Origin of the sequence: Peribacillus sp. Aquil_B1 (assembly GCF_022603275.1) — a bacterium.
Classification (GTDB): domain Bacteria; phylum Bacillota; class Bacilli; order Bacillales; family DSM-1321; genus Peribacillus.
On record NZ_JAKXEE010000001.1, the window covers coordinates 2,354,464 to 2,379,794 of the forward strand.

Below are 25,331 nucleotides of genomic sequence, written 5' to 3' on the forward strand. Positions count from 1 at the left end.
GTTTAATACAAATTTTGACTTTTTACTATCAATTCACTTAACGGCATTCTGAATTACCCTAACAAACGTTATTTTCATTCGTTTGTTTCAATCACATTTCAAAAGAGAAGTGAACATAACCTAAATATAAAAAATATAATCCTCCGGCAAGACTCTTTTTAAGAACCTCTTCGTTCTTTCTTCTTTTGGATTCACAAAAATTTCTTTAGGCGATCCCTCTTCCACTATGACACCTGCATCCATAAAAATCACTCTGTTTGCAACATCCTTTGCAAAAGACATTTCATGCGTGACGACTAACATCGTAGTTCCTTCTTTGGCAATTTGCTTCATCACCGTCAGTACTTCACCGACCAATTCCGGGTCCAATGCCGAAGTTGGTTCGTCAAATAAAATAATGTCAGGGTTTAAAGCAACTGCTCTCGCAATGCCCACCCTTTGCTGCTGCCCGCCTGAGAGTTCACTAGGGTAAGCATCATATTTTTCTGACAAGCCTACTTTATCCAATGCTTTTTTACCAATCTCATATGCTTCTGCTTTCGCAATCTTCCTTCCAATAACCAGTCCTTCCGTCACATTTTCCAATGCCGTTTTATTAGTGAAAAGATTATAATTTTGAAAAACAAAGGCTATCTTCTGCCTTATTCCATGAATCACTTTTTTAGATGCCGTTTTAAGACTTACATCAATATCTCCAAAAACGGCATGTCCTTGATCTGCTTTTTCAAGAAAGTTAATGCATCGAAGTAAAGTTGTCTTACCTGAACCACTTGGACCCAGAATGACCACCACATCCCCCTTGTCTATATTTAAATCCACACCTTTTAAAATCTCATTCTCACCGAATGATTTATGAATATTTTTAATCTCTAGCATTTCGGCCACACCTCCTAATTTCAGATACTAACTGCTTTAAACCTGCTTACTCGTTTTTCATACCTTTTAAACAAGTATTCCACCAAACTACATAAAATTAGGTAAACAAGAAAGATATCAATATATGCTTCAACATAATTGTAGCCAACATTGGCAGCTACTTTGGCTTTTAAAGTGATTTCCTGCAATGACAAAGCATAACCTAATGATGTCGCTTTAATCAGATTGACTGTTGCTGTACATATATTCGGTAATGCCACTACCAATGTCTGTGGAATGATAATTCTTCTAAATGCTTGCACAGTTGTTAATCCGACAGCATAAGAAGCTTCAAGCTGCCCCTTGCTCACTGTGCTAATTGCCGAACGAAACACCTCTGTGAGAATAGCTGTCGTATTCAACGAGAAAACAATGAAAGCGTACCATATCGGATTTACATCGTATACATTCATTTCGACAGCATACTTTTCAAATATCGAAGTCAGCATTAATGGCACACTGCTATATATAATGAAAATTTGGATAATGACAGGCGTTCCTCTGACAAATGAAACGTATATCTGTGCTAAGCGATTCAATACCGGGATTTGATTTATTCTTGATAAAGCAAGTAAAAACCCTAATGGCAAGGCAATAATCAAAGCAACAATTGTAATGAATAATGCGGTCGGCACCCCCGATAACGCTACAAAAAAGGTTTCCACTAAAAACCTATAATCCAGACCTTCTGACATTCCGTCACCCCTCTATGCAGTTGTTATCACTTGTTTTCCTTTACTGAATGCCTTTTCCAATTTTAAGAACAGTTGTTCAATGGCAATCGATAATGTCCAGTAAATAACCGCCAATGCAAGATAAATTTCTAATGCATGAGTGTTATAGTTCCCGGCGATTATAAGCTCTGCCTTCCCCATGATATCTATCAAGCCGATTGTATATGCTAAAGACCCTTCTTTCATTAATTCAAGTAAGCTGTTACCGAAGTTTGGTAAAGCGACTACGCCAGCCTGGGGTAAAATAATTCTCCGGTAAGCTTGCGTATTGCTTAATCCAACGCTTACTGCCGCTTCAAATTGCCCTCTATCAATAGATTCAAGCGATGTTCTGATCACTTCTGACATTGCAGCCGCAAATTGAAGCGAAAAGGTTATGACTACAAATACTGCTTTATCAATATCATTAAGATTTATGCCAAAATTCCCTGCAATTGCAGGGATACCATAATAAGTCAAAAAAAGCAGAACTATAGAGGGCGTACATCTCAGTACCGTTGTATATCCATAAGCAATTTTCCTGGCGATTTTACTATTTCCAAGTTTCATGACTGCTAAGATGAACCCTATGATTGTCCCGAACAAGACTGATAGACCCGTAACGATTAATGTTACTTTTAGAAAAGGAACTAACATTGGTACCGACTCTATTATGTAAGCTAAATCAAAGTATTTTTCCATGTTTCACCTCCATCTGCTTTCATTGAAGATTCGAATTTTCAAATCCAATCATTCTATTCAAGGCCAGTACCTAGAAACTTGCCATCTCTTAAAATACCAAGAGTTATCCAAGAAAACCCATATTAAGAAAATGACAAGTCATAACCTATTGATTGACATTCTAATGCTTTTTTTGCAAAGGGCTTCGTTATCTCTCTACAGTTCCCAAAACTTCGAATAAATCCCGGCCATAAAACTTTTTGCTTAACTCATTCGTCTTCTTTTCGTCTTTAATTTTTTTAATCGCTTCATCATAAGCATCTGCGAATTGTTGTTCTTTTTTGTTGAATAATGGCCAGGTTTTAATGACTGCAAATTCATTGTAAACAAGATCATCCACTAAATTATGATAGGGGCCATCATCGGCCACTTGCTTCTTAAAAGCTCCCTCGATTGCTATTCCACCGTCGACACGACCTTCATTTACCCATTGAATTACATCTACAGTGAATGCATCTCCTGCTTTCAATTTCACCTTATTGTCCGGATTGGCCTGATTATACTCATCAACGATCGTGTATTGAGCGTTGTTTGCTGCGATTGGTGCTAATGAGAAGCCCGATGAAGCAAAGTCCTTGAGATTTTTGATCTTTGAATTTTCTTTCTTTAAAACAAGGCCCGCACTGCTTAATCCAAGGAATTCTTTAGGAAAGATGAACTTTTCAGTCCTTTCTTCTGTCCAGAAAGCATTTTTAACCCCCACTTGATATTTACCTTGTTCAATGCCTACTAACAGGTCATCGCTTGATGTGCCAACATATTCGAATTCGTATGCCGGTAGTAATTCATCTACCAATTTCATAACTTCCACATCATATCCAGTTGGATTTCCCTTCTCATCCAGCCAAGACATAGGTTTTGATGCTTGGTCATATGCTACTTTTACCTTTCGGACACCTGAAGTGCTACCTGAATTTGCATCGGCTTCATTACTCGTTGATGTACCTGATCCGCACCCCGCTAATATGGTTACAAACGCTAAACCGATAGTTAAAACATGGCGAATTTTTTTATTTTTCATAGTGGAACCCCTTTCGTTTTACGATCTTTTTTTACTTACATTGGTATTTCCTGAAATTAAAAGGAAATAAATACATCACCCTTCACCACCCAATACCAACTATTGAGGTAGGTTAAGTAAGTTATTTGGTTATAAACATAATAGATGGATACTTTTGTAAAGTCAATGTGTATATTTAAAATTTTCAAGCAACTGCACACACCTGTTTTATTAAAAGAGTTGTAGTTTATCTGCAAATCCTTAATTTCCTTGACAACTAAACACACCTTAATTATTATTTAAACCAATAAGATTAATAGGAATTAAAACAAAAACAGAAGGTTATAGAAGGAGGGAACCGTGTGATTAACCTATTCATTAAGACGGAGAGTCAAAAAGCGTGGCTGAAAAAATTATATGAAGTAGAATCAAAATTCAAAAATAATTCTGCTCAAATTGATGAATTGGCCTTTTTTCCGAAAGAACATATTCAAGATTTAATTCGTATGGGATATACAAGTTCAACTCTTCCCAAATCCTATGGTGGCGGAGGGTTAAAAGTTTATGACATGATTCTCCTTCAAGAAACATTGGCTAGTTTTGATTCAGCGACTGCGCTATCCATTGGTTGGAACCTTGGAGTGATAGGAGACCTTTTTGAACAGGAAAGTTGGACAAACACGAACTTAGATTTTATTGCAGGGGAAGTTCTAAATGGCGCTTTAGTGAACCGTTCCGTTAGTGAAGCGCAAACTGGCAGTCCGACTCGCGGGGGACGCCCTGGAACGAAGGCAGTCAAAAAGGGAGATTACTGGGTTATTTCCGGACGTAAAACCTATACAACCATGTCCCCCGTTTTAACTTATTTCCTAGTTTCAGCATGGATCGAGGAAAGGCAAAAGGTTGGATTTTTTCTCCTGCATAAAGATTTGGATGGGCTCTACATAGATGAAACATGGGACGTAATTTCAATGAGGGGGACAGGAAGTCATGATTTGGTCCTTAAAGATGTTGAAGTTGATGATTCAAAACTTGTAGAGTTACCTGAAATGCCAAGTGGAAACAGATTCAATGCATGGATCCTTCATATTCCAGCCTGTTACCTTGGCATTGCGCAAGCTGCAAGGGATTACGCCATACACTTTGCCAATACCTATACTCCAAACAGTATAAATGCACCTATCAGCCAGCTGGCTAATGTCCAACAACTGTTAGGAGAAATTGATTTGGAATTAATGAAAGCCAGGCATTTCTTATATAGCGTTGCCGAGGCTTATGATGATGAATCACGAAGAATCCATTTCACAAATGAGCTGGGGGCTGCAAAACATATTGTTACAAACGCAGCCATTACAATTGTCGATAAAGCCATGCGAATAGTCGGTGCAAAGAGTCTTCAACGCAATAATCCACTACAAAGGCACTATAGGGATGTAAGAGCTGGTTTACACAATCCTCCGATGGACGATGTAACGATAAAGAATTTAGCAAAATTGGCAATTGAACAGACAAAATCCAATTTAAGCGGCCATCCACTTTTGAAATGATCAGATTTGATAAAAGAACCGCTATGAACTATAAATAACCCCTGAATTCTCTTTTCATAGAGAATCCAGGGGTTTTCCATTTTTTGAGTCATACAGAATTCGATTTTATTCTTAGAGCAGGTTGGATTAATTCGTGACACTGCCATCATCGTCTGGATCTTCACTATCAGCCGGATCTTTTTCCAAAAGTGCAACTTTGTCTTTTTCGTTCCATTTTGCTTTATATCCTAATGATTTTGCGACTTTTAGCACCGGTAAGTAGGATTTTTTATCCGGTTTAAATGTTTTTAAATCCACTGTTTCAATTGCACCCAAACCTAGAAGCAATTTGTCTGATTGGATATAGGGTTTTCCATTAATCAGTTTCATTTGTTTTGCTGTGTAAGGATAAACGGCTCCATTCACTTTTAAGGTGAACGGCCCCTTTTTTTCTTCTTTCATTTCTCTTGGCTGTTTCGATTTATAGGAAAACCCATCCACACCGAGAACTGTTCCTTCTCTTGTATTGTCGGCACCCCCATACATTCTTTCCCTTTCATAATCATAAATAACAGCTTGCACATTTCCGATATGCTGCGGTTTTTCTTCATAAACATGCCCTTTGGCCATTAACTCTAACCTTGTATTTTGATCGATTCCCGGTTCCCATCTAACTGTCGGATAGCCAGCAGAGTAAACACGCGGCGTAAGTATCGCATCTTGAATTGTCATTTGATGATCGATCACATTCATAATCGTTTCAGATACCGATGCTATAATCGTGGCTCCACCCGGTGACCCGATGGCCATGAAAGGGTTGCCATCTTTTAATATGAAGGTCGGTGACATACTGCTTCTTGGTCTTTTTCCTGGTTCCACCTGGTTAACGCCACCTGGTGTGGCATCAAAATCCGTCATTTCATTATTAAGCATGAAGCCATAATCAGGTACCATGATACCTGAACCGAATACTTGCTCGATCGTAGTCGTATAAGAAACCATATTTCCCCACTTATCCATTACAGAAAAGTGAGTCGTTTGTCCAATCGGTGTTTTCTCTTCTTTTACCTTCTCCATTGAAACCGGTTCTTGGCCTTCGTACTTCCATGGATCGCCTTCTTTGACATCTGCTGTTGATTTATTTGGATTGATGAGTTTTCTTCTTTCTTTTATATATTCTTCATCTAATAGTCCTTTAGTGGGTACATCATAAAAATCTTCATCCGCCATATAGGCAGCTCGATCGGCAAAAGCCAAATGCATGGCTTCAGTTAGATGATGAAGATACTCAGGAGAGTTCGCCCCCATCTTTTGCACATCGTACCCTTCCATAAGCTCAAGAATCTGTTGGACAGTCAAGCTGCCTGAACTTGGTGAAGCCGCCCCTACCACTTCAAATCCCCTATATTCCGATTTAATTGGCTCCCTCTCTTTCACCACATAGTTTTCCAAATCTTCAGTTGTCATCGTCCCTTCACGTTTTTGAACTTCTTTGGTGAGGGCTTCCCCGATTTCACCTTTATAAAAAACATTTGAACCTTGTTTTTTTATTAACTTAAGAGTCTTTGCAAGATTGGGCTGAACGAGAGTGTCTCCCTCTTCCAATGGCACTCCGTTAGGCACAAATACTTTTGCAGCTTCTTCGTTATTTTCTAATTTTTTTACATTTTCATCGATATATTGCGCCGTTATCCAATTGACCTTAACTCCTTTTTCAGCTTGTTTAATGGCAGGGTCCATAACTTGTGATAATTTCAATGTTCCATATTTCTCCAGGGCAGCTTCCATCCCCTTAAGGGTTCCAGGAACACCGACAGCTTTTCCAGTTGTGTGCCGTTTACTAAAAGGTACGGGTTTTCCCTTTTCATCTAAAAAGAGTTCAGGCGTAACATTTTGCGGTGCCATTTCGCGGCTATCGATCATCGTTATTTTATTTTCTTTCTTATTATAAATCATGATAAAACCACCGCCGCCGATTCCAGACATCATCGGTTCAACTACATTTAACGATAATTGGATGGCTGCTGCTGCATCGACTGCGTTTCCACCTTGTTTTAATATCTTTATGCCCGCTTCAGCCGCTAAAGGGTGGGAAACTGATACGATTCCTTTTGTTGCTCCTTTTTTCAGTGAAGTATCCACTCCCGGGACACTTGCAAAAGCTGGTGTGATCATGCAAAAGAAACTGAAAGTAACTAAAATTAAACTTTTTAAAAATCTCATGAATTAGTCTCCTTTCAAATTAAAACCAATTAGGGTTTTATCATAATGCAACTGAAAATGCGAGCAGATGACCCTAGTAGGAATATGCTTGTTGTTCTCGAGAAAAGCAGTCTGCACATTCCGATTGGGCATTGTGTTCTCAATGATGTTTCACTTCAAAAAATCACCCCCCGAATGATTCAGCTCTATCATTTACTTTTAGGAACGATATTCTTAGACTCAATTTTTCTCTATGCTTTGGTTATTTTCCAAGATTTTGGGGCTGTCGTGATTGTCACTCTTCCAAAGATATTGTAAAGCCAGTAATACGATAAAAGCGGATACCCCAATGATGTCCGATATCGTTTCAGGATAGATTAATAGTAAACCAACGATTATAGCAAGGACCCTTTCTAACCAGTGCATCCCTCTCATCCAGTAACCTATAACACCCGCACCAATTGCAATCATTCCTGACATTGCTGTAAGTACGACCCAGGCAACCTCCATCCAAGTTGTATCGATCATCAGCATTTGTGGGGAAAGAACAAAAATATATGGAATGATAAATGCGGCGATAGCAAGTTTGGATGACTCAATTCCCGTTTTTATCGGTTCACCGCCTGCCACCCCTGCCGCTGCAAATGCGGCTAAAGCAACTGGAGGAGTAATATCTGCTATAATGCCAAAATAGAAAACGAATAAATGTGCAGATAAATCAGGAACACCAAGCAAAATGATCGCGGGTGCCGCAATCGTCGATGTGATGACATAATTGGCGGTCGTAGGTGAACCCATCCCTAATATAAGTGCCGCTACCATAGTTAGCATCAGTGTTGGAATCAAATATCCACCAGACAAATCGATCAAACCATTAGCCAGCTTCAGCCCTAATCCGGTTTTCGTGACGATTCCTACAATAATGCCTGCTGCTGCGGTAGCAGCTGCAACTGCAAGTGCCGTTCGGGCTCCATCCACCAATGCATAAATGATATCGATGAATTTCATGCGGACATCCTTGTTTATGAAACCTACAAGAACCGAGATAGCAATGGAATATAGTGCTGCATGTGTAACCGTGATATTCAGCATGAGCAATAAAATAATGGCAAGGATCGGTATTAGTAAATAAAATTTGCCGAACACTTCCTTTTTACTTGGCATCTCTTCTTTCGTTAACCCACGCAGTCCAAGTCGTTTCGCTTCAAAATGGGTCATGATCCAAATTCCTGAAAAGTAAAGGATAGCTGGAATCGCAGCCGCCTTTGCTATATCCCAATACGTTATCCCATTCCCAATGAACTCAACCATCAAGAATGCCGCCGCCCCCATTACCGGAGGCATCAATTGACCTCCTGTCGAAGCGGCTGCCTCCACTGCCCCAGCGAATTCCTTCTTATATCCAAGATTTTTCATCATCGGTATCGTGAATGCTCCCGACGTGACAACATTAGCTACCGAACTTCCGCTAATCGTTCCTTGAAGAGCACTGGAAAAAATCGCAACCTTCGCAGGTCCCCCTATCCTTCTGCCGGCAATGGCGGTAGAAAGATCATTGAAGTATTGACCGACACCTGTTCGGACTAGAAAGGATCCAAACAGTAAAAATAGGAAGATGAATGTCGATGACACCGCTAACGGAGTGCCTAAAATGCCCTCTGTCGAGAAGAACATCGTTTGCACCATCCGTTCCAGAGTCAAACCGCGATGAGCAAGGAATCCTGGCATATACTGTCCAAAAATCCCATAGAAAATGAATATCAAAGCAATGACCATAATGGGAAGCCCCACTGCACGCCTGGTTGCCTCCAAAACGAGGAGAATGGCCATTAAACCAACGGCAAAATCCAATGCGCCCAAACGTCCTACATTCATGACGATATCTTCGAAAAATAAGGGCCAATATGCACCTACCCCGATACTAAGGATCGCTAATAGGATATCGTACCAGGCAATTTGAAACTTTCCTTTTTCACGCTTCTTCCGGTTTGCGGGAAATAGTAAAAATACTAAGGAGAGTGCAAACCCTAAATGTATCGTCCGTTGGATTTGTGCTGTAAAAACACCAAAAATGGCAGTATATAATTGGAATAGCGAAAAAGCGAGGAGCCCAAAAAACGCGATGTGGCCCAAGACACCAGTTAATTTCCTGGTCCCGGCTTCCGGATCATATTTTTCCAATAACTCCTGCTGTTCCGCTTCGGTTAAATATTTCATTTTTTCATTATCAGACACTAATCTTCACTCCCTTCAACTGTTCCCACAATGAAATTCTTTTCGATGAAATCCTGACCCATGTTCCTGGTTTAATGAAGTCTGCCAATTTGTATGTTTTTTCATCATATATCAAACGATGGTCAGCTTTAACTTGTCCTACCCGTAAATCGATATGGGTGAAATTGCGTTTCATATTCTTTATGAAATAGGTACCGTCTTTTTCTTCAAATACTTCTTCCCCCTCCGCATTAGAAGGCATACCGACCGCAAAATCATGATAAGAAAGTTCAGTTTGTTCGATTTGCTTATCCGATAAACGATATGATTCCAAAACATCCGTGAGGTGGATGGAGTGTGTATACTCAATCTTGAATTCTTTTTCTTTTTTCAAAGGAAAGTATGCGATTAATTCCCCTTGATCCTCAAAGGAAAAGGCAATTACATGCTTATAAGGGAAAAAGAATAAAAAAGCGATGAGCAGAGGTATACCAAATGCCATGAATCTCTTGAGTTTCATAGGTACCCCTTTCAAAATCAGATCTCCCATTCAGAAAAAAACGAAGCCGATAGGCCACATAAAGCGAGCTACCGACCCAATTGCATTACTTGGAAACACCTTTTTCTTTAAAGTATTTTGCTGCTCCAGGATGCACTTCCATTTCCCCTAATCCTTCTAGGGCAGTTTCTGCTGTAAGGAACTTGCCTTTTGCATGTGTGATTTGATCTGTGTTGTCATAAACAGCTTTAGTCATTTCATAAACTAAATCTTCATCAAGATCCTTTGTAACTACTAACATCGCTTTCACTGCAACTGTTTTTATCTCGGATTTGATTTTGTACGTACCACTTGGAATTGTATCTTCAGCATAGTATGGATACTTTTTAACCAATGCTTGAATTTTGTCCTCTGCAATAGGCAGGATCATGATATCATTTTGTACGGATAGCGCCTCAACTGCACCTGTTGGTGTTCCGGCAGTAATGAAAGCTGCGTCAATATTTCCTGCTTGAATTCCTTCGGCCGACTCATCGAAGGACAGATTTTGTCCTTTAATATCTTTCTCAGACAAACCATGAATCTCCAGGATTTGCATGGCATTGATATATGCACCGGAACCCGGAGCACCTACTGATACCTTTTTACCCTTTAAATCCTCAATTGATTTAATTCCGCTTTTTGCAGTCGTTACAATTTGAACAGTTTCAGGATATAGAGAGCTGATCGCCATTATATTGTCAATGGGTTTCCCGTCGAACATTTCCGTTCCTTCAAGTGCATATGCCGCGATATCCGTTTGCGAAAAAGCGATTTCAGCCTCTCCAGCCCTTAACGTTTCCATGTTTTCGGCAGAGGCTCCAGATGTCTGAGGTGTTATGTTCGCTTTTGTTTTATCGGAAATGATTTTTCCAATTTGTCCTCCGAGCGGATAGTATGTACCTCCCGTACCACCAGTCAACAAACTCAAATTTTGGTTTCCGCTATCCGACCCACCTGTTTTACTGTCTCCGCAGGCAGTGATAATACCGGATACCGTCAAAATCATGACCAATAAAAAGTACTTATGAAATTTTTTCATAAAACTCCCCCTCATGTGTTTTCATCATCTGCAAAAGATGATAATGTTATTATTCTACCGACCGCCTTACTTTCCCTTTTTTTACAAAATTAGACACATCATCCAAAAGCACTAGTAATACATTAAATAGTTTTATAGAAATCCAATCACCAAGCATAAATGTGTAAAAACACCTATTAAAAACAAGGAAAATTCGCTATCCAATAGTAATATTTTACCTTTTATTACCGATTATTCCTTTCTTTAAGGATAATATTGACTCTTCCATTTTAGAAATATATTATTGTTATAAACTTATAAGTAGATGTTATAAAAGTGATCTTCCTAGCCTTTAATCGTTATATCCAGCATTGTTTGAGAGGGAATCAACTATCCAACCCTTTCTTTTACCCGCCATTTTAGCTCAGTATTTTCAAATCCATCTGAAGTGGGTGATTGTTTGAATTTCCTATCCCTCCGCTATTTCATAGAGGTTTCTAACCATCTTAGTTTCAGCGAGGCTTCCAAAACCCTGCATATATCCCAGCCCGGACTTAGCCAACAGATTTTATCCCTCGAAAAACAATTAGGCTTTAAACTATTGAATCGAACCACAAGAAAAATTACATTGACGGAAGAAGGAGAGTACATCTATAAAAAACTTGCTCCTTCCTTTGAAGATATTGAGAAAACAGTGAATTACATAGTTGAAAATAAAGCCATCCCCAAGCCTAAATTGAAGATTGCTACCGTCCCCTCTGCAGCTAGTATATATATCCCGAAGTTATTGAAAAAGATAGTGGGGGAATACCCGGATACAGAATTTTATGTGCATGAAACAACATCCTCAAGGGCTGTAAAACTCGTAAACCAACAAAATTATCATATCGGTTTCATCAGAACGCCCATTCACAGTAACATCATCGCCAATGAAGGATTAAGCATGATTGAATTCATGAGGTTCCCTTTACAATTAGTCGTCTCCATTGATCATCCACTGGCCCAAAAGGATGCGATACATTTACACGAAGCAAAAGACGAACCTTTTATCCATTATGATGCCGTTCAAGCACACTCCCTTCAATTCCTATTGGAAAAAGCTTGCCTGACTGCTGGATTTTCACCTAAAGAATTATGTAAAGGCTCTGAATTACTGACGATCGCCAATCTAATATCCAATAACCTCGGCGTAGCCCTCATGCCGGAAGATATGGTGAGTTTGTTGGGAAAAACCCAAGTTAAAGCCTTGAACATCGATAACTCGGAATTATCCAGTTCCATATCGGCAGTATGGAAAAGCACGGATGCATCCATTCTGACCAAGCATATTTTGAAAACGTTAGAGAATGATAATGATTTTAACGATATGAGGGAGTAAAAATGCTGCGAAAAAAACTCGGAGTGAAAAAGGGTCAATTTTAATAAAAAGAACTATACTAATCGGTATTAAAAAAGCCCCGTTTCTCTTTTGTGCCACTGAGAAATGGGGCTTATTATTGGATAATTTCACCTCTTAAACTTCTTATTGGCGATGGGACGGGACCTCTTCCATAACTGATTAAAACCTTTAATTAACAACTTATTGGTAGTGACTAACTATATCAATACATAGCATGCTTTGACTTAAGAAAATATAAATACTCCATTCCCTCGGCGGTAATTTTGGTTCCGGCCCTTCCTCTGCCTTTAACGACAAATCCTTCTGTTTCCAAAATATCCAAGCGGCGACGGATTTGCTGAGGGGACAAGACAAAGTCCGATTCTTGACTCTGACTAGAAATCAGTTCTCTGCTCGCCGCTTTTCCTTTATCGTTGTATTGCTTGATTACCTCCAAGATGAAAGTGCGCTCCTGAATTTCCAGTATACTTTCACAGACGGGATAATCTGCCGTAACACTGTCTTCCGCATTCCCGTGCATGAACGGAAGATCACTCTTCGTCACGGCATTCCCCTCACACACCGTCAGCATGTAATCGATCGTGCTTTTTAGTTCCCTTATGTTGCCGGGCCATTCGTATTGCATGAAATACTCCAGAACATCTTGCTCTACTTTTACCCACTTCCCGCTTTTTGTGATGAGATGCTTTATCAAAAGTGGAATATCCGCTCTTCTCTCTTTTAGTGACGGTATGTAAAGATTGAGTACATTCAGACGGTAAAATAAGTCTGTTCTAAATGAACCGTCCCGCATCTTATCATGAAGATTTTTATTCGTCGCAGTGGTCACCCTAACATTAATGGGAATGATTCTCTTGCCGCCAATTCTGCGGATTTCACCCTCCTGAAGAACCCGAAGCAGATGGGATTGAACTGTGAGACTTATGTCACCAATTTCATCCAAAAAGATAGTCCCGTTATCCGCCATTTCAAACAGTCCTTTCCTGCCTCCCCTTTGTGCTCCTGTAAATGCCCCTTCTTCGTAACCAAACAATTCACTTTCAAGTAAAGTTTCTGTTAAAGCGCTACAGTTGACCGCTAGAAACGGCCCGTTCTTTCGCAATGAATGCTCATGAATCGCATGAGCAAATAGCTCTTTTCCTGTACCTGTCTCTCCCTGGATCAAAATCGGATGCTCAGACAGGGCAAGCTTCTTGGCAATCTGCTTACGCTCTTTCATTACTTCATTCTCGCCAATAATATCTTCAAAGCTGTATTTTGAATAAAAACCTTGATTTCGCATTTCTCTTTGTGCAGTCTTTTCTATCTCGAAAGCTTGATGTACGCTTTTGAAGGTTGCGACGATTGTATTTTCTTTCATCATTTGCAATCGAAAAATTACGACATCCACTCCGTCTATGTTGAAGAACTTGCTTTCATCATTACTTCCCATGATGAAATCGATAATATCCCGGCGATTCAACACATGCTCCAGATACTTATTAACCACATCTTTTGCATCAACATGGAACAATGCTGCAAGCTGGTTATTGAATACCGTTATCAGCCCTTCCTCGTTAACGACCAATATGCCGTCATCTACAGTCCCCAACACATTTTGAATATGATCGCTCATCTGCTTGGCATCACGTTCTGCATATAACAGCTTACGTTGTAATTCTATGATATTGCTAATATACCTTTCCGAAATCTTCGAGGATATATCCTTGTGTAAACCACAGCATTCTACAACTTCCAAAATTGTTGTTATATCAAAAAGACGCACGCCTATATCGATTACTTCTTTTATGTAAGAGGGACATAGGTGAGTTTCTCCTGGTGAAACGGCTATTTGGACATTCTCATAAAATAATATCCCCTTCCTGAAAGGGATAAATTGAACATGATCGACGCCAAGCTGATATAAGGATTCAATAAGGTTTATAGTTGCATCGTCATCATCATTCACCAAAAGAACTGCCGAACCCACTGGTATTCTTAATAACTTGTCAATGTATTCATGATTAACAGTTCTCTTTCCCACGATTATTTTCTCAGGATTTACGCTATACATTCCCTCTTTCTTATCATAAGCGGCATCTGATGAATACAAGATAATTCCATCTCCCAGAGAACGAGGTATTCCCTCCTCGGTAGAATGGCTTTTGACATGCACGTAGTCTCCAAGCAGTTGTTCCAGTTGCTCCTGCAAGGCTTCCTTTGTTTTTGAGCTTCCCGCTATAAGTGTAAGTGAGGATTTTGACATAAAAACACCTACCTGTCTTTAATTGGTACTATTATATCACCAAAAAGAACCAATAAAGACCTAAAACTTCAATCCAACCTTTAAGTTTTCATAAAAATCAATCACCCCACATTGGCACAGATTTTGCATATCTATTGATATTGACATTGGCGTCCGTTGACGTGCCAATGGATTTGTAAAGGAGGGAAACAGCAGAATACTAGAAAAACAGAAGATAGGCGATGGGCCGGCAATACTTTGTAAGCGTATTAGTTCCATGCACTCATTTTAAATAAAAAGGAGAGACACTTATGAGCCGAATAGAAGAGAAAGCTGTTTTGCTTGAAACAGCGGGGGAAAAAGAGAGAAAAATCAATGTTTTTGTATTGCTGCTCTGCATTCTCGCCATAGCAACTCTATTTACTTACATTTTGCCAGCCGGGGAATATACACGGATCGAAGCAGATGGACGGACAACTGTTGACGCCACTTCTTTTAAATGGATAGAATCTGCACCGGTGGAATTGTTCGATATGATAAAAGCTATTCACACAGGAATGGTTGAAGCCGGCAATATCATCTTTTTCTTATTGATTATTGGAGGGTTTTTCGGCGTTTTAAGAGCAACAGGGACGGTTGATGTGCTTATCGCCACAATGGCTCGGAAGTTGGCGACACGTGAAAAGCTATTAATTCCTGTCGTGATGTTGTTTTTTGCTGTAGGCGGCTCCTTAATGGGAATGGCGGAAGAAACACTAGCATATCTTCCTCTTATCATTCCGCTGGCGTTGGCTCTCGGATTCGATACAATTACAGGAACCGCCATCGTCATTGTTGGGGCATTGTCCGGGTTCACGACTGCCATCATGAATCCATTCACAGTAGGACTTGCGCAAGGAATTGCTGAATTGCCGATGTTCTCAGGAATAGGGTTGCGCCTTATTTTATTTATTATCGTCTACCTTGTTTCCGTTCTTTATATCCATCGTTACGCAATGAAGGTAAAGAAAAATCCTTCCATCGGAATCTATGGGAAATATACAAAAGAAGAATCGATAAAACTGCTGCAATCAAGTGTGAAGTTAACAGCGAGACATAAGTTCATCTTAGGCAGTTTTTTAATTAACTATATCGTCTTGGCGTTTGGAGTCATCAAGTTCCAATGGTACATGACAGAAATCGCAGCCTTATTCATTATATTGACAATTGTTATTGGAATCATTGGAAAATTGTCTGCGGATCACATCGTCAGCTCCTTTACCAATGGATCTGCAGCATTGCTGGGCGGTGCTTTGATTATTGGCTTATCACGCGCCATTCTTGTTGTATTGAATGAGGGACATATCGTCGACCCTATGCTCCATCAAATATCTGAAGCTATTCAGCATGTTCCCGCCTATTTAAGCGTTGCCGGCATGTACAGCTTCCAAACTCTCATTCATTTTATTCTAGCTTCCGGCACCGGTCATGCGATGTTGACCATGCCAATTATGGTTCCGCTCGCAGACTTATTGGATATTACACGTCAAACTGCAGTGTTGTCTTTCTCTTTTGCGGACGGAATTGGAAATATGATTTTCCCGACCGCGACCACCTTGATGGCGGGCTTGGCAATTGCAGGCATACCTTGGACAAAATGGGCGAAGTGGATTCTGCCCCTGGTACTCATTCAATATATCATCGGATTAATAGCCGTCATCATGGCTCACTTCATCGGATATGGTCCATTCTGATAAAAATCACGAATTAATTACAGGAGGAGAAACGCATTGCTTACTTTAATCAAAAATGGCGAGATATACTCACCCAATTACTTAGGACGGAAAGACGTTTTGATCACAAATGATAAAATTGCATTCATCGATGACAGAATCGAGATTCCTGGCAACTTCGCTCCTATTCATATCATTGATGCAACCAATCTTTTAGTTGTTCCAGGTTTCATAGATTCACATGTTCATATTATTGGCGGAGGCGGTGAGGGCGGATTCAAAACCCGCACCCCTGAGCTGATGCTTACGGATATTACGACTTCCGGTATTACAACACTGGTCGGCTTGCTCGGTACGGACGGAACTACGCGTAGAATGGAAAGCCTGCTTGCCAAGGCACGGGCGCTTGATGAAGAGGGTATTTCCTGTTTCATTCATACAGGTTCCTACCAAGTGCCAGTAAAAACATTGACAGGAAAAATCGAAGATGACCTTATTTTCATCGACAAAATCATCGGTGTCGGGGAGATTGCCATCTCCGACCATAGATCATCAGAACCCACTTTTGAAGAATTGACCAAAATCGCCGCAGCGGCACGCAACGGCGGTATTCTGTCAGGAAAAGCAGGTATTTTAGAAGTTCATGTCGGAGACGGAGATGGCGAGCTCTCGTTGTTACATGCAATTGCTGATAAAACCAACATTCCGATTCGGCAGCTCCATCCGACACATATCAACCGAAATGAAGAATTATTCAAGGAGGGAATTGATTACGCTAAGCGCGGCGGGTACGTAGACTTTACAACAAGCACCATTCCTCAGTTTCTGGATGATGGCGAAGTGAAGTGCAGCATTGCCTTGCGGATGATGCTTGAAGAAGGGATACCAGTCGGACACATAACCTTCTCTTCAGACGGACAGGCAAGCCTTCCCTTTTTCAACACCCACGGGGGGTATGCAGGCCTTCAAGTGGGAAAAGTATCTTCGCTATATCACGAAGTGCGTGATTCTGTTTTAGAAGAAGGAATCCCCCTTGAAACGGCACTGAAGGTCATCACCACGAATCCCGCTCAAGTGCTGAAACTATCAACCAAGGGCAGTATACAAACAGGCAATGATGCTGATATTGTGCTATTGCAAAAGGAAACATTGGCAATTGTCACTGTAATGGCAAAAGGACAAGTTATGGTAGATAAGGGTATTCCGTTGATAAAAGGGACATTTGAATGAGTTTAGACAGGATACCAGTTATCGAAAAATTTTCACGTCTCGCATTAATATTGTGAAGAATCGCTAAAGGAGCGATACTTAAAAAAGTCGAATTCCTAATTTTGAAGGAATTCGACTTTTTATTTTACAGTCATATTAGCCTGTTCACATTGTTAGGCAACAAGACATTGAAAGCCTCTATTTACTTTTCATTTCCATTAAATTCAGGACAATCGCCCACCCCTATCCATCTTTTAGGGTCTCGCCTATGTACTAATTCATTTCTTCAGAAGAGCCTTGTAGCTAGATAGAGGTCAGCCAAATAAGGAAGTACTATGCAACGGCTGAACTTTCGCCATCGGATCAATATAGGCTTTGGCATTATTCACTGCCGTAGGACCTTCACCAAATCCGGATGCAATTAATTTAACCTTTCCTTCATATGTACAAATGTCCCCGGCTGCATAAATGCCTGGAATATTCGTTTCTTGTTTGGAATTAACGACAATTGCATTTTTGTTGATGTTTAGTCCCCATTCTTTAATCGCACCAAGAGAAGAGACAAAGCCGTAATTAATAATTAAATCATCTATATCAATCACTTCTTTTTGTTGCGTCTTAGTGTGTTCTAAAACAATTTGCGTAATTCTTTCTGCTCCGACCAGTTCGGAGGGAATATAAGGTGTTTTGACCTCAACAGAGGAATTCACTAATTGCTCCACACTATGTTCATGGGCACGGAATTTATCTCTTCTGTGTATCAATGTTACCTTTTCAGCAATCGGCTCTAACATAAGGGCCCAATCAACAGCAGAATCTCCACCGCCAAGTATCGCCACTTTTCTTCCTTTAAAGCGGTTCATATCATTCACGAAATAATGCAAATTCTTATTTTCGAACTGTGCTGAATCTTCCAATTCCAGTTTACGAGGCTGAAAAGCTCCATTTCCAGCAGTAATGATCACTGATTTGGAGAAATGAGTATCGAGGTTTGTAGTGATCTTGAATGTTCCGTCTGCTTGCTTTTCGATCTGTTCAACTGCTTCTTCAAGACAAATTGTTGGTTCGAATACATTCATTTGTTCTTTTAAATTCTCTATCAATTCCTGGGCCCTTACTTTTGGAAAACCAGCTATATCATAAATGAATTTTTCGGGATAAAGAGCTGATAGCTGTCCTCCCAATTGAGGCAGACTTTCAAGGATTTTCACCTTTGCTTGCCTCATTCCTCCATAAAACGCCGTAAACAAACCAACTGGGCCGCCGCCAATAATTGTTATGTCATAGGCCGTTTTTTCTTCTGTCAATGTAATCACTCCTTGTTCTTCCAGGATGGTTGCTCATACTGAATATGATTTATTGGTTGTAAGGCATGTACTTGTCTACTTCCTTTTTCCAATTCCAGAAATGATGGATAAGAGCAATTGAATATCCACCCTTTCAAGGACAATCTGGATATGTCACCACTTTAAAAATCTATAAAGCTATTATCTGTCACAAACGCACCTAGAATTATTATTCAAATTTATTAGGGTTACCATCAAAGGATAATTGAGCCACTTTTATAGAATCAGTTGGACATCCTTCTGAAGCATCTATCATATCTTCCTCAAGTTCTTCAGGTATAATCGCTGCCCCAACATTATTATCCAATATAACGAACGCAATACCTTCTTCATCGTAATCATAAATATCCGGAGCTGAAGCACCACAAGCTCCGCAAGCAATGCAAGTTTCTTTATCCACGATTGTATAATTAGCCATTTTTTCTATCCATTCCTCTCTCTAAACTAGGCCCTGGTTTTTTTTCTAAAGTATTTGCAGAAGCCTTTTCCTACTCAATATCTTTCAAAAATTCCAAAATGCTCGAATTAAACTTTTGAGGATTTTCCTGATAACACAAATGCCCGCCTTCTGGAATTATCACGAGCCGGGAGTTCATTAACTCTTCATGAATTGCTTCCGACTCCTTTATAGGAGTTACAGTATCCAACTCACCACAAATTACAAGAACAGGGACATTTATATGAGATAACAAACTCATTTGATTTAGATGATAAAGTGAATTTGCTACCGAACGATATCCTGCCGGTCTTATCTGTGTCATAATCTCTTTTACTCGCTTATGGACTTTTTCTGAAGCATGGGGAGATAGCAATGCTTGTATCCTCTTTTCCGCGATCTCCTCAGTAGAAAGGTTTTCAATTGAAAATAATCGATTTTTCAATTTCGTCTCGTTCTCCTCTGGCGTTAGAGCAGCAGCCCCTCTTGTCGAATCGGCCAATATAAGTTTATTAATCTTATGAGGGTACAGGTTACAGAACTCTATTGCGATTGCCGCTCCCATTGAATGGCCAAGCAGATGGATTTTTTCCAATTTTAGCTGATCTAGCATACTGTTCAGAATACGTGCAAACTCCTTGAAATACTTAAATTCTTCTGCTGGATCTGAACTTTTCCCATAACCCGGAGCATCCCATGCAATTACTGTATAATGCTCCTTTAATTCCCGGATTTGCTCCTTCCATGACTGTGAATTATTACTCATGCCGTGTAATAATACTAAAGGTTCTCCATGACCTTCTATTTCATAATGAATGCTTAAATCTTCTACTTTTACGTATGGCATATTATCAATCCCCTTTAAAGGTGCTGATTCTTATAACAGCTGTACTTTAAATATCTTTCTAAAAAATTTTTATATTTCGCTTGAACTAGTTTTCGTTCCTATAAAGAAAGTGCTTCCTATCCTGAAGTTAAACAGGAAATTCCACTTCCGCCCCCTTCTAATTTAGCTAAAACCGTATTAATAAACTGTGCCAGCTTAGCCAAGTCCTCGCACTGACAATCCGCCATCGCTGGAAATGACCTCACCGGTGATTGCGCGTGATTCGTCGGAAGCTAACAGTACATACGCCGCAACGTGATCTTCCGGCATCTGGGCAAGTTGAAGGATATTCCGTTTTTTAATGCTGCTTGCTTTCGTATCATTATCGACGATTTTCACAAATGGACGCAGCGGCGGGATCACAGTAAGTGCTGTCAATGTCCCACCTGGGGCTACCGCATTTACCCGGATGGAAGGAGATAGTTCGAACGCAAGCTGGCGCATCAATCCGATTTGGGCGTGTTTGCTCGCTGTATACCAAACACCGCCGCCATCTGGATAAAAGCTTGCACCGGAGACGGTAAAAATAATATTGCCATTAGTTTTTTTCAGTTCTTCAAGAGCGGCTTTCGCCCCGAAAAAAGAGCCTTTTACGTTAATATTGAGAAGGAAATCATACGCTTCGGAAAGCGCCTCAGGAGTCACATCGGCAAATTTGGCAAATCCATCGAACACGCCGGCATTCGCAACGAAAACATCCAACTTTCCAAATTGCTCAACAGTAGCTTGGACCGCTTGCTCATTGTCTTCGTATTTGCTTACATCTCCCTGATATGTAAGGATATTTTCACCAAATTCTTCCTTCATTTTCGCTAACGTGTCTTTAGAGCGGCCGATAATGCTCACTTTTGCTCCTTCTTGTATAAAACGGCGAGTGACAGCCTCACCAATTCCAGAAGCTCCACCTGTAATCCATACGACTTTATCTTTTAAGGCCATGCCCATTGTCTCCACTCCTTCTATTATCTTTCAAACGTGATGAACGGTTATACAAAGATCGGTTCCTTCAAGTTTGCGGTCTAGCAAGCGAGCATTTATTTTTTCATAACGATCACATTGTGTTTTATACACAAAACAGTGTTTTTTATATAAATAATTCTAAAATGTAATCGCTTTATTGTCAATGTAAAAAAACTGAAAAAATCGTTCGGGAATACACGATCTATATCAATCTGCGGTCATTCTTACTACTGTGGCACTCGTCAAGAAGTATAATTTTTTTGTAGTTTCTCAGTAAGATCCAAGCTCCCATCTTACCGAGAAACCCTTATAAAAAACATCTTAACTTTTTAGCGCTTATAGTGATACTTTGTTTCCTGTCGCATTACTTAGGTGATATTCGGCAACTTCTTGTTTAATCATAAATAAGTACGCCACAAACCCAAGAATGGCTGCTACAATCAGCATGGCAATGGAGGGACCAAAATCACCGCCAGACAAATCGCGGCTCCACCCCATAATGTAGCTTGAAAATCCACCCATAATATTTGTGAATCCCATTAAACCGGCTGCGCGGCCGGCTGTTTCAGGTGTTGAAAATTTGATGATGAAGAAATTGGTCAGGTGAAACATTCCTCCTTGAGTTCCCATGGCGAGCCCCATGGAAACGCCAGCGAAAATAGGATTTGGTGCAATGACAGCAATTGTCAAAAATACAGCTGTTAGTATGAAAAGAATCGTCGCAAGTAAACTCGGACGCTTCGTTTTGTCCGCCAGAAATCCGCCAGCCAGGACAAATCCAAGCGCGAATAGCCACGATAATGAAGTAATACCAGTCATTGCTTCCCTTTCAAACCCTTTTGCCTCAACGAGATATGTAGGCAGCCAAATACTGATCCCAAAGAAAAGAAAGGACGACATCAAATTGCCAAACCAGACAATCCAATAACGATAATCCTTTGCAAAGAATTGCTTCGACTGCACATCATCCGCTTCGTCTTTTTGGCGAATATAAGAGACTTCTTCTTTACTCATGCGTGGATGCTCTTCTGGCGTATTACGAGCCAAAAACAGGAACATTGGAATATTTATAAACAAGTTAAAAGCTGCGAGAGCAAAGAACGCGGCCTGCCAATGAAACGTTGAAATAATTAGTATCAACATAACGGTACCCACTGCCGGGCCAAGGTAGTTTCCAGTGATCCAGAATGACTGTGCCCTGCCAAGCTCTCGTTTATTAAACCAATTCGAAATGAATTTTCCCGATATCGGGATCATCATACCTTCCCCAATTCCGAGGATTACCCTACTGATTAAAAACATTTCGTATGAAGTGGACAGCCCGCCCATTACCATAGTCGCTGTCCATACCAGTAAACCTAAAACGGCTGTTTTCCTTGCCCCTAACTTGTCGATAATAACTCCCCAAAAAATGTTGGAGCAGGAGTATGAAATCATGAATATAAAGGAGATCAAGCCAATTTTCGCATTTTTATCCGGGCCAGTTAATCCAAGATCACTTAAAAATCCCGGATCGGTTTGGATAACAGAGATACCTACTTTATCAATCTGACCGAAAAACCAGAAGAAAAAAATAGGAATCGCAATGTACAACCATCTTTTTTGACCTTGTAACATGTTATATCCCCCTTATAATAGGCTCTTTTGAATGCGCTTTCATGATTTCAATAAAGAAAATGCCTGTCAAACTATCAACTTCACCCATTCCCCCTTTCAAAAGATAGCAGCAACGATTGTTTTATATAAAAAACAATGTTACCGATATTTAATGTTATATTGAATTTTCATAATAGTCAATAATATTAAGGCTAATATTTTTCCAAAGGAAAAAGTAGTTTTATATACAAAACTCTAAAGGGGTTCTCGATTAAAACAAACGGAAACAATACCTTAACCATTTATCACATAAAACCTAAATGCTTCTGCTAATAATGCCAAAAGGATGCTGCCGCTTGAGTCGTGAACCGCCATTTCACTATGTAACCTCAAAATTGAAGTGTGATTCTCCATTATTTCACCTCATTCATAGCCGTCTTTCCTTTTATAACGATTCATTATAAATATATAAAATTTAACTATTTTTATTATTTATCAGCCAATGTTAGCATTTTGTTATAAGTTATTTGAAAGGATGATAGATGAATGGCTATGCACTATTCTGAATTCGCAGTATTCGGGCTGGGCCCCATCGGAATTGAAATTCTACGCAGTGCTTATCAAACGAACCCGCAATCGATTATCGGTGTTGTCGATATTGATCCCGATAAGGTAGGAAAGGATATTGGGTTACTAATTCTTGAAAAGGAAACGAACAAGTGTGTAGTCTCTCATATACGGGATGTAAATAGTGAAGGTGAACACCCTATAGCCCTACATGCAACCGGTTCCGACGCACAACAAGTATGGCCCCAAATCAAAGAGCTTCTAGATCACGGCTTTTCAGTGGTTTCCACCTGTGAACAGCTTTCCTTCCCTTGGCATCGCTACCCCCTACTTGCAAAGGAAATAGATGATTATGCTAAAGCTAAAGGGCTTAGTGTCATTGGGACGGGAATCAATCCAGGGTACATCATGGATACTATGGCCATTTCATTTACAACAGTATTGACTACGGTTAACCAAATTAAGGTCAATCGTAAAGTAGATGTTTCGAAAAGGCGCCTCCCCTTACAAAAAAAGGTCGGAATCGGGATGACCAGAGAAGAGTTTGAATGTTTAGCTGAACGGAATAAAATTGGGCATGTTGGTCTTGAGGAGTCTGTCAGGTTAATCGCTTATGGACTGAATTGGAAACTTTCAAGTGTTATCAATACCATTGAACCAGTAATTGCAAGCGAAAATATGACCGTTCCGCTAACTGCCTTAAAGTCAGGAGATGTTAAGGGGCTTCATCAAATTTCCACTGGCAGGACTGTGGATGGAAAGGAAATTTCCTTGGATTTAACGATGTCTGCAGGTATTAAACAGGAAGATGAAATCGTAATTGAGGGTAACGAAACCCAAAGAATGATTGTTCCAAACGGCATCTTTGGAGATACCGCAACTGCTGCAATGATTATCAATACCGCTAAGCAAATTGATGCGCTCCGTAAACCAGGTTTACTTACAATGGCCGACATCGGGGTGCCGAGGAATATAAATCAATCAGACTTTGTGCGTATGTAACGGCTATTGCGATATTAGAAAAGGTGAACCCCGAATGGTTCACCTTTTCGTCCTGGCTCAATTTCCTCCGAAATCAAGAACGATTCAGTTTAAGAAATGTTTGCAGATAAGCACTTCCAAATAAAGCTGCAAACCATGGCAGCATGACAAAAAACCACCATAAGCGGTGGCTTTATTTTATACGTGTGAGAATCGAACATTTTATGTAAGTTATCTTATTTCAGAAAAATATTTTCCGAAAATGACATGATTGTTCTATTTTCATTAATGTGTTTGAGAACCAAGTTTCACGGAAATGGCTTTGGCAGCTTTCGTTACCTTGTCAATCAATTCAGGCAAGCGATCTTCCTGAAATCTTGCTTCAATCCCAGCGACACTAATCCCAGCTACTATTTCACCTTTCCCATTGAGTATCGGTGCACTCACCGCTTTTGTATAATCCTCAAGTTCTGAGGAAGTTATCGTGTAACCATTCATTTTCGCTTCATCCAAAGCGTGACGGAGTTCAGTTTTATCCGTTATCGTTCCAATGGCGATTGGCTTTAATTGAATGCTTCCCAAATAATTTTCACGCTCTTCTTCTGGCAAATACGCTAGGATGATTCGAGAATCTCCAGCATACAATGGCGAACGCCTTCCAATGGATGTATAAAGTCGAACAGGATGCAGGGTGTCCACCTTTTCAATATACATCGCTTCATCCTTATCCCTCACAATTAAATTCACTGCTTCTTCAACATCATCCCGAAGGTCTTTCATGATGGGATAGGCGATTGACCTGATATCCAAACGCTCCCCTACCAGTTGGCCAAACTGCAGGAATATCAGTCCAAGTGAATAGTGGCCATCATCGTCCTTTGTTAAAAACCCCATTTCTTCCAATGATCCTACCATACGGTGTAATGATGTTTTCGGCAAATTGGAAAGCTCCATCATTTCATTAAAGGTCAGTTTTGGATGATTTATGAAGAGGGTTAGGATTTGCATGGATTTCACGACTGTTTTGTTATGTGCCTGCATACATTGTCTCCTTTCATGATACATGTTTTCCTTAACTATCATTCTATTATAAAACATGGAAGAAAGGATGTAATGAAAATAACCGTATTCATTATTTAATCGTG

At 40.1% G+C, this 25,331-nt stretch carries 20 protein-coding genes; 5 read left to right on the top strand and 15 right to left on the bottom strand.

All coding sequences use genetic code 11. The annotated features are described in order from the left end of the window. Window positions 1-120: 120 nt before the first annotated feature. From MPH60_RS11545 to MPH60_RS11560, 4 genes are all read right to left on the bottom strand, one after another. Window positions 121-876, bottom strand: a complete 756-nt coding sequence (locus MPH60_RS11545) for an amino acid ABC transporter ATP-binding protein (protein ID WP_241588816.1) — start codon at window positions 874-876, stop codon at window positions 121-123. Between the two features lie 20 nt (window positions 877-896). Further along, complete coding sequence (locus tag MPH60_RS11550; RefSeq protein WP_241588817.1) at window positions 897-1,610, bottom strand: amino acid ABC transporter permease; 714 nt, start codon at window positions 1,608-1,610, stop codon at window positions 897-899. A gap of 12 nt (window positions 1,611-1,622) precedes the next feature. Beyond that, window positions 1,623-2,330: an amino acid ABC transporter permease gene (locus MPH60_RS11555; RefSeq protein ID WP_241588818.1), complete on the bottom strand. Its 708-nt coding sequence runs from the start codon at window positions 2,328-2,330 to the stop codon at window positions 1,623-1,625. Window positions 2,331-2,517: 187 nt separating this feature from the next. Further along, window positions 2,518-3,390, bottom strand: a complete 873-nt coding sequence (locus MPH60_RS11560) for a transporter substrate-binding domain-containing protein (protein WP_241588819.1) — start codon at window positions 3,388-3,390, stop codon at window positions 2,518-2,520. Window positions 3,391-3,731: 341 nt separating this feature from the next. Between MPH60_RS11560 and MPH60_RS11565 the strand changes: the two genes are divergently transcribed. After that, window positions 3,732-4,916, top strand: a complete 1,185-nt coding sequence (locus MPH60_RS11565) for an acyl-CoA dehydrogenase family protein (protein WP_241588820.1) — start codon at window positions 3,732-3,734, stop codon at window positions 4,914-4,916. A gap of 126 nt (window positions 4,917-5,042) precedes the next feature. Here the strand turns inward: MPH60_RS11565 and ggt are convergent, their stop codons facing one another. From ggt to MPH60_RS11585, 4 genes are all read right to left on the bottom strand, one after another. Beyond that, the gene (gene ggt / locus MPH60_RS11570) at window positions 5,043-7,118 is read right to left on the bottom strand and encodes a gamma-glutamyltransferase (RefSeq protein ID WP_241588821.1); all 2,076 of its coding nucleotides are present in this window, start codon (window positions 7,116-7,118) and stop codon (window positions 5,043-5,045) included. 219 nt (window positions 7,119-7,337) lie between these two features. After that, window positions 7,338-9,314 (bottom strand): TRAP transporter permease, encoded by a 1,977-nt coding sequence (locus MPH60_RS11575; protein WP_241589040.1) that lies wholly within the window; start codon window positions 9,312-9,314, stop codon window positions 7,338-7,340. A gap of 10 nt (window positions 9,315-9,324) precedes the next feature. Continuing rightward, window positions 9,325-9,831 (bottom strand): DUF1850 domain-containing protein, encoded by a 507-nt coding sequence (locus tag MPH60_RS11580; protein WP_241588822.1) that lies wholly within the window; start codon window positions 9,829-9,831, stop codon window positions 9,325-9,327. An 85-nt stretch (window positions 9,832-9,916) separates the two neighbouring features. Then, entirely contained in the window at window positions 9,917-10,891 is a 975-nt protein-coding gene (locus MPH60_RS11585; protein WP_241588823.1) for a TAXI family TRAP transporter solute-binding subunit, read from the bottom strand. A gap of 439 nt (window positions 10,892-11,330) precedes the next feature. Here MPH60_RS11585 and MPH60_RS11590 point away from each other — a divergent pair, with 439 nt between their 5' ends. Continuing rightward, on the top strand, window positions 11,331-12,248 hold the full coding sequence (locus MPH60_RS11590) for a LysR family transcriptional regulator (protein ID WP_241588824.1): 918 nt from the start codon (window positions 11,331-11,333) through the stop codon (window positions 12,246-12,248). A 223-nt stretch (window positions 12,249-12,471) separates the two neighbouring features. Here MPH60_RS11590 and MPH60_RS11595 read toward each other — a convergent pair whose 3' ends face one another. Next, the gene (locus MPH60_RS11595; RefSeq protein WP_241588825.1) at window positions 12,472-14,514 is read right to left on the bottom strand and encodes a sigma-54 interaction domain-containing protein; all 2,043 of its coding nucleotides are present in this window, start codon (window positions 14,512-14,514) and stop codon (window positions 12,472-12,474) included. 290 nt (window positions 14,515-14,804) lie between these two features. Here MPH60_RS11595 and MPH60_RS11600 point away from each other — a divergent pair, with 290 nt between their 5' ends. After that, window positions 14,805-16,226 (top strand): YfcC family protein, encoded by a 1,422-nt coding sequence (locus MPH60_RS11600; RefSeq protein WP_241588826.1) that lies wholly within the window; start codon window positions 14,805-14,807, stop codon window positions 16,224-16,226. Window positions 16,227-16,262: 36 nt separating this feature from the next. Further along, a complete protein-coding gene (gene iadA, locus MPH60_RS11605) occupies window positions 16,263-17,435 on the top strand; it encodes a beta-aspartyl-peptidase (protein ID WP_241588827.1) in 1,173 nt (390 codons plus the stop codon). A gap of 293 nt (window positions 17,436-17,728) precedes the next feature. Here iadA and MPH60_RS11610 read toward each other — a convergent pair whose 3' ends face one another. From MPH60_RS11610 to MPH60_RS11630, 5 genes are all read right to left on the bottom strand, one after another. Next, window positions 17,729-18,721 (bottom strand): NAD(P)/FAD-dependent oxidoreductase, encoded by a 993-nt coding sequence (locus MPH60_RS11610; RefSeq protein ID WP_241588828.1) that lies wholly within the window; start codon window positions 18,719-18,721, stop codon window positions 17,729-17,731. Window positions 18,722-18,929: 208 nt separating this feature from the next. Further along, window positions 18,930-19,178 carry a ferredoxin gene (locus MPH60_RS11615; protein WP_137018417.1) on the bottom strand — a complete coding sequence of 83 codons (249 nt, stop codon included), beginning with the start codon at window positions 19,176-19,178 and terminating at the stop codon, window positions 18,930-18,932. Window positions 19,179-19,248: 70 nt separating this feature from the next. Beyond that, window positions 19,249-20,043 (bottom strand): alpha/beta fold hydrolase, encoded by a 795-nt coding sequence (locus MPH60_RS11620; RefSeq protein ID WP_241588829.1) that lies wholly within the window; start codon window positions 20,041-20,043, stop codon window positions 19,249-19,251. A gap of 195 nt (window positions 20,044-20,238) precedes the next feature. Beyond that, window positions 20,239-21,027 (bottom strand): SDR family NAD(P)-dependent oxidoreductase, encoded by a 789-nt coding sequence (locus MPH60_RS11625; RefSeq protein ID WP_241588830.1) that lies wholly within the window; start codon window positions 21,025-21,027, stop codon window positions 20,239-20,241. A gap of 351 nt (window positions 21,028-21,378) precedes the next feature. Then, on the bottom strand, window positions 21,379-22,659 hold the full coding sequence (locus MPH60_RS11630) for an MFS transporter (RefSeq protein ID WP_241588831.1): 1,281 nt from the start codon (window positions 22,657-22,659) through the stop codon (window positions 21,379-21,381). A 525-nt stretch (window positions 22,660-23,184) separates the two neighbouring features. Between MPH60_RS11630 and MPH60_RS11635 the strand changes: the two genes are divergently transcribed. Further along, window positions 23,185-24,207: a hypothetical protein gene (locus MPH60_RS11635; protein WP_241588832.1), complete on the top strand. Its 1,023-nt coding sequence runs from the start codon at window positions 23,185-23,187 to the stop codon at window positions 24,205-24,207. Between the two features lie 264 nt (window positions 24,208-24,471). Here the strand turns inward: MPH60_RS11635 and MPH60_RS11640 are convergent, their stop codons facing one another. After that, window positions 24,472-25,227, bottom strand: a complete 756-nt coding sequence (locus MPH60_RS11640; protein WP_241588833.1) for an IclR family transcriptional regulator — start codon at window positions 25,225-25,227, stop codon at window positions 24,472-24,474. Window positions 25,228-25,331 lie beyond the last annotated feature (104 nt).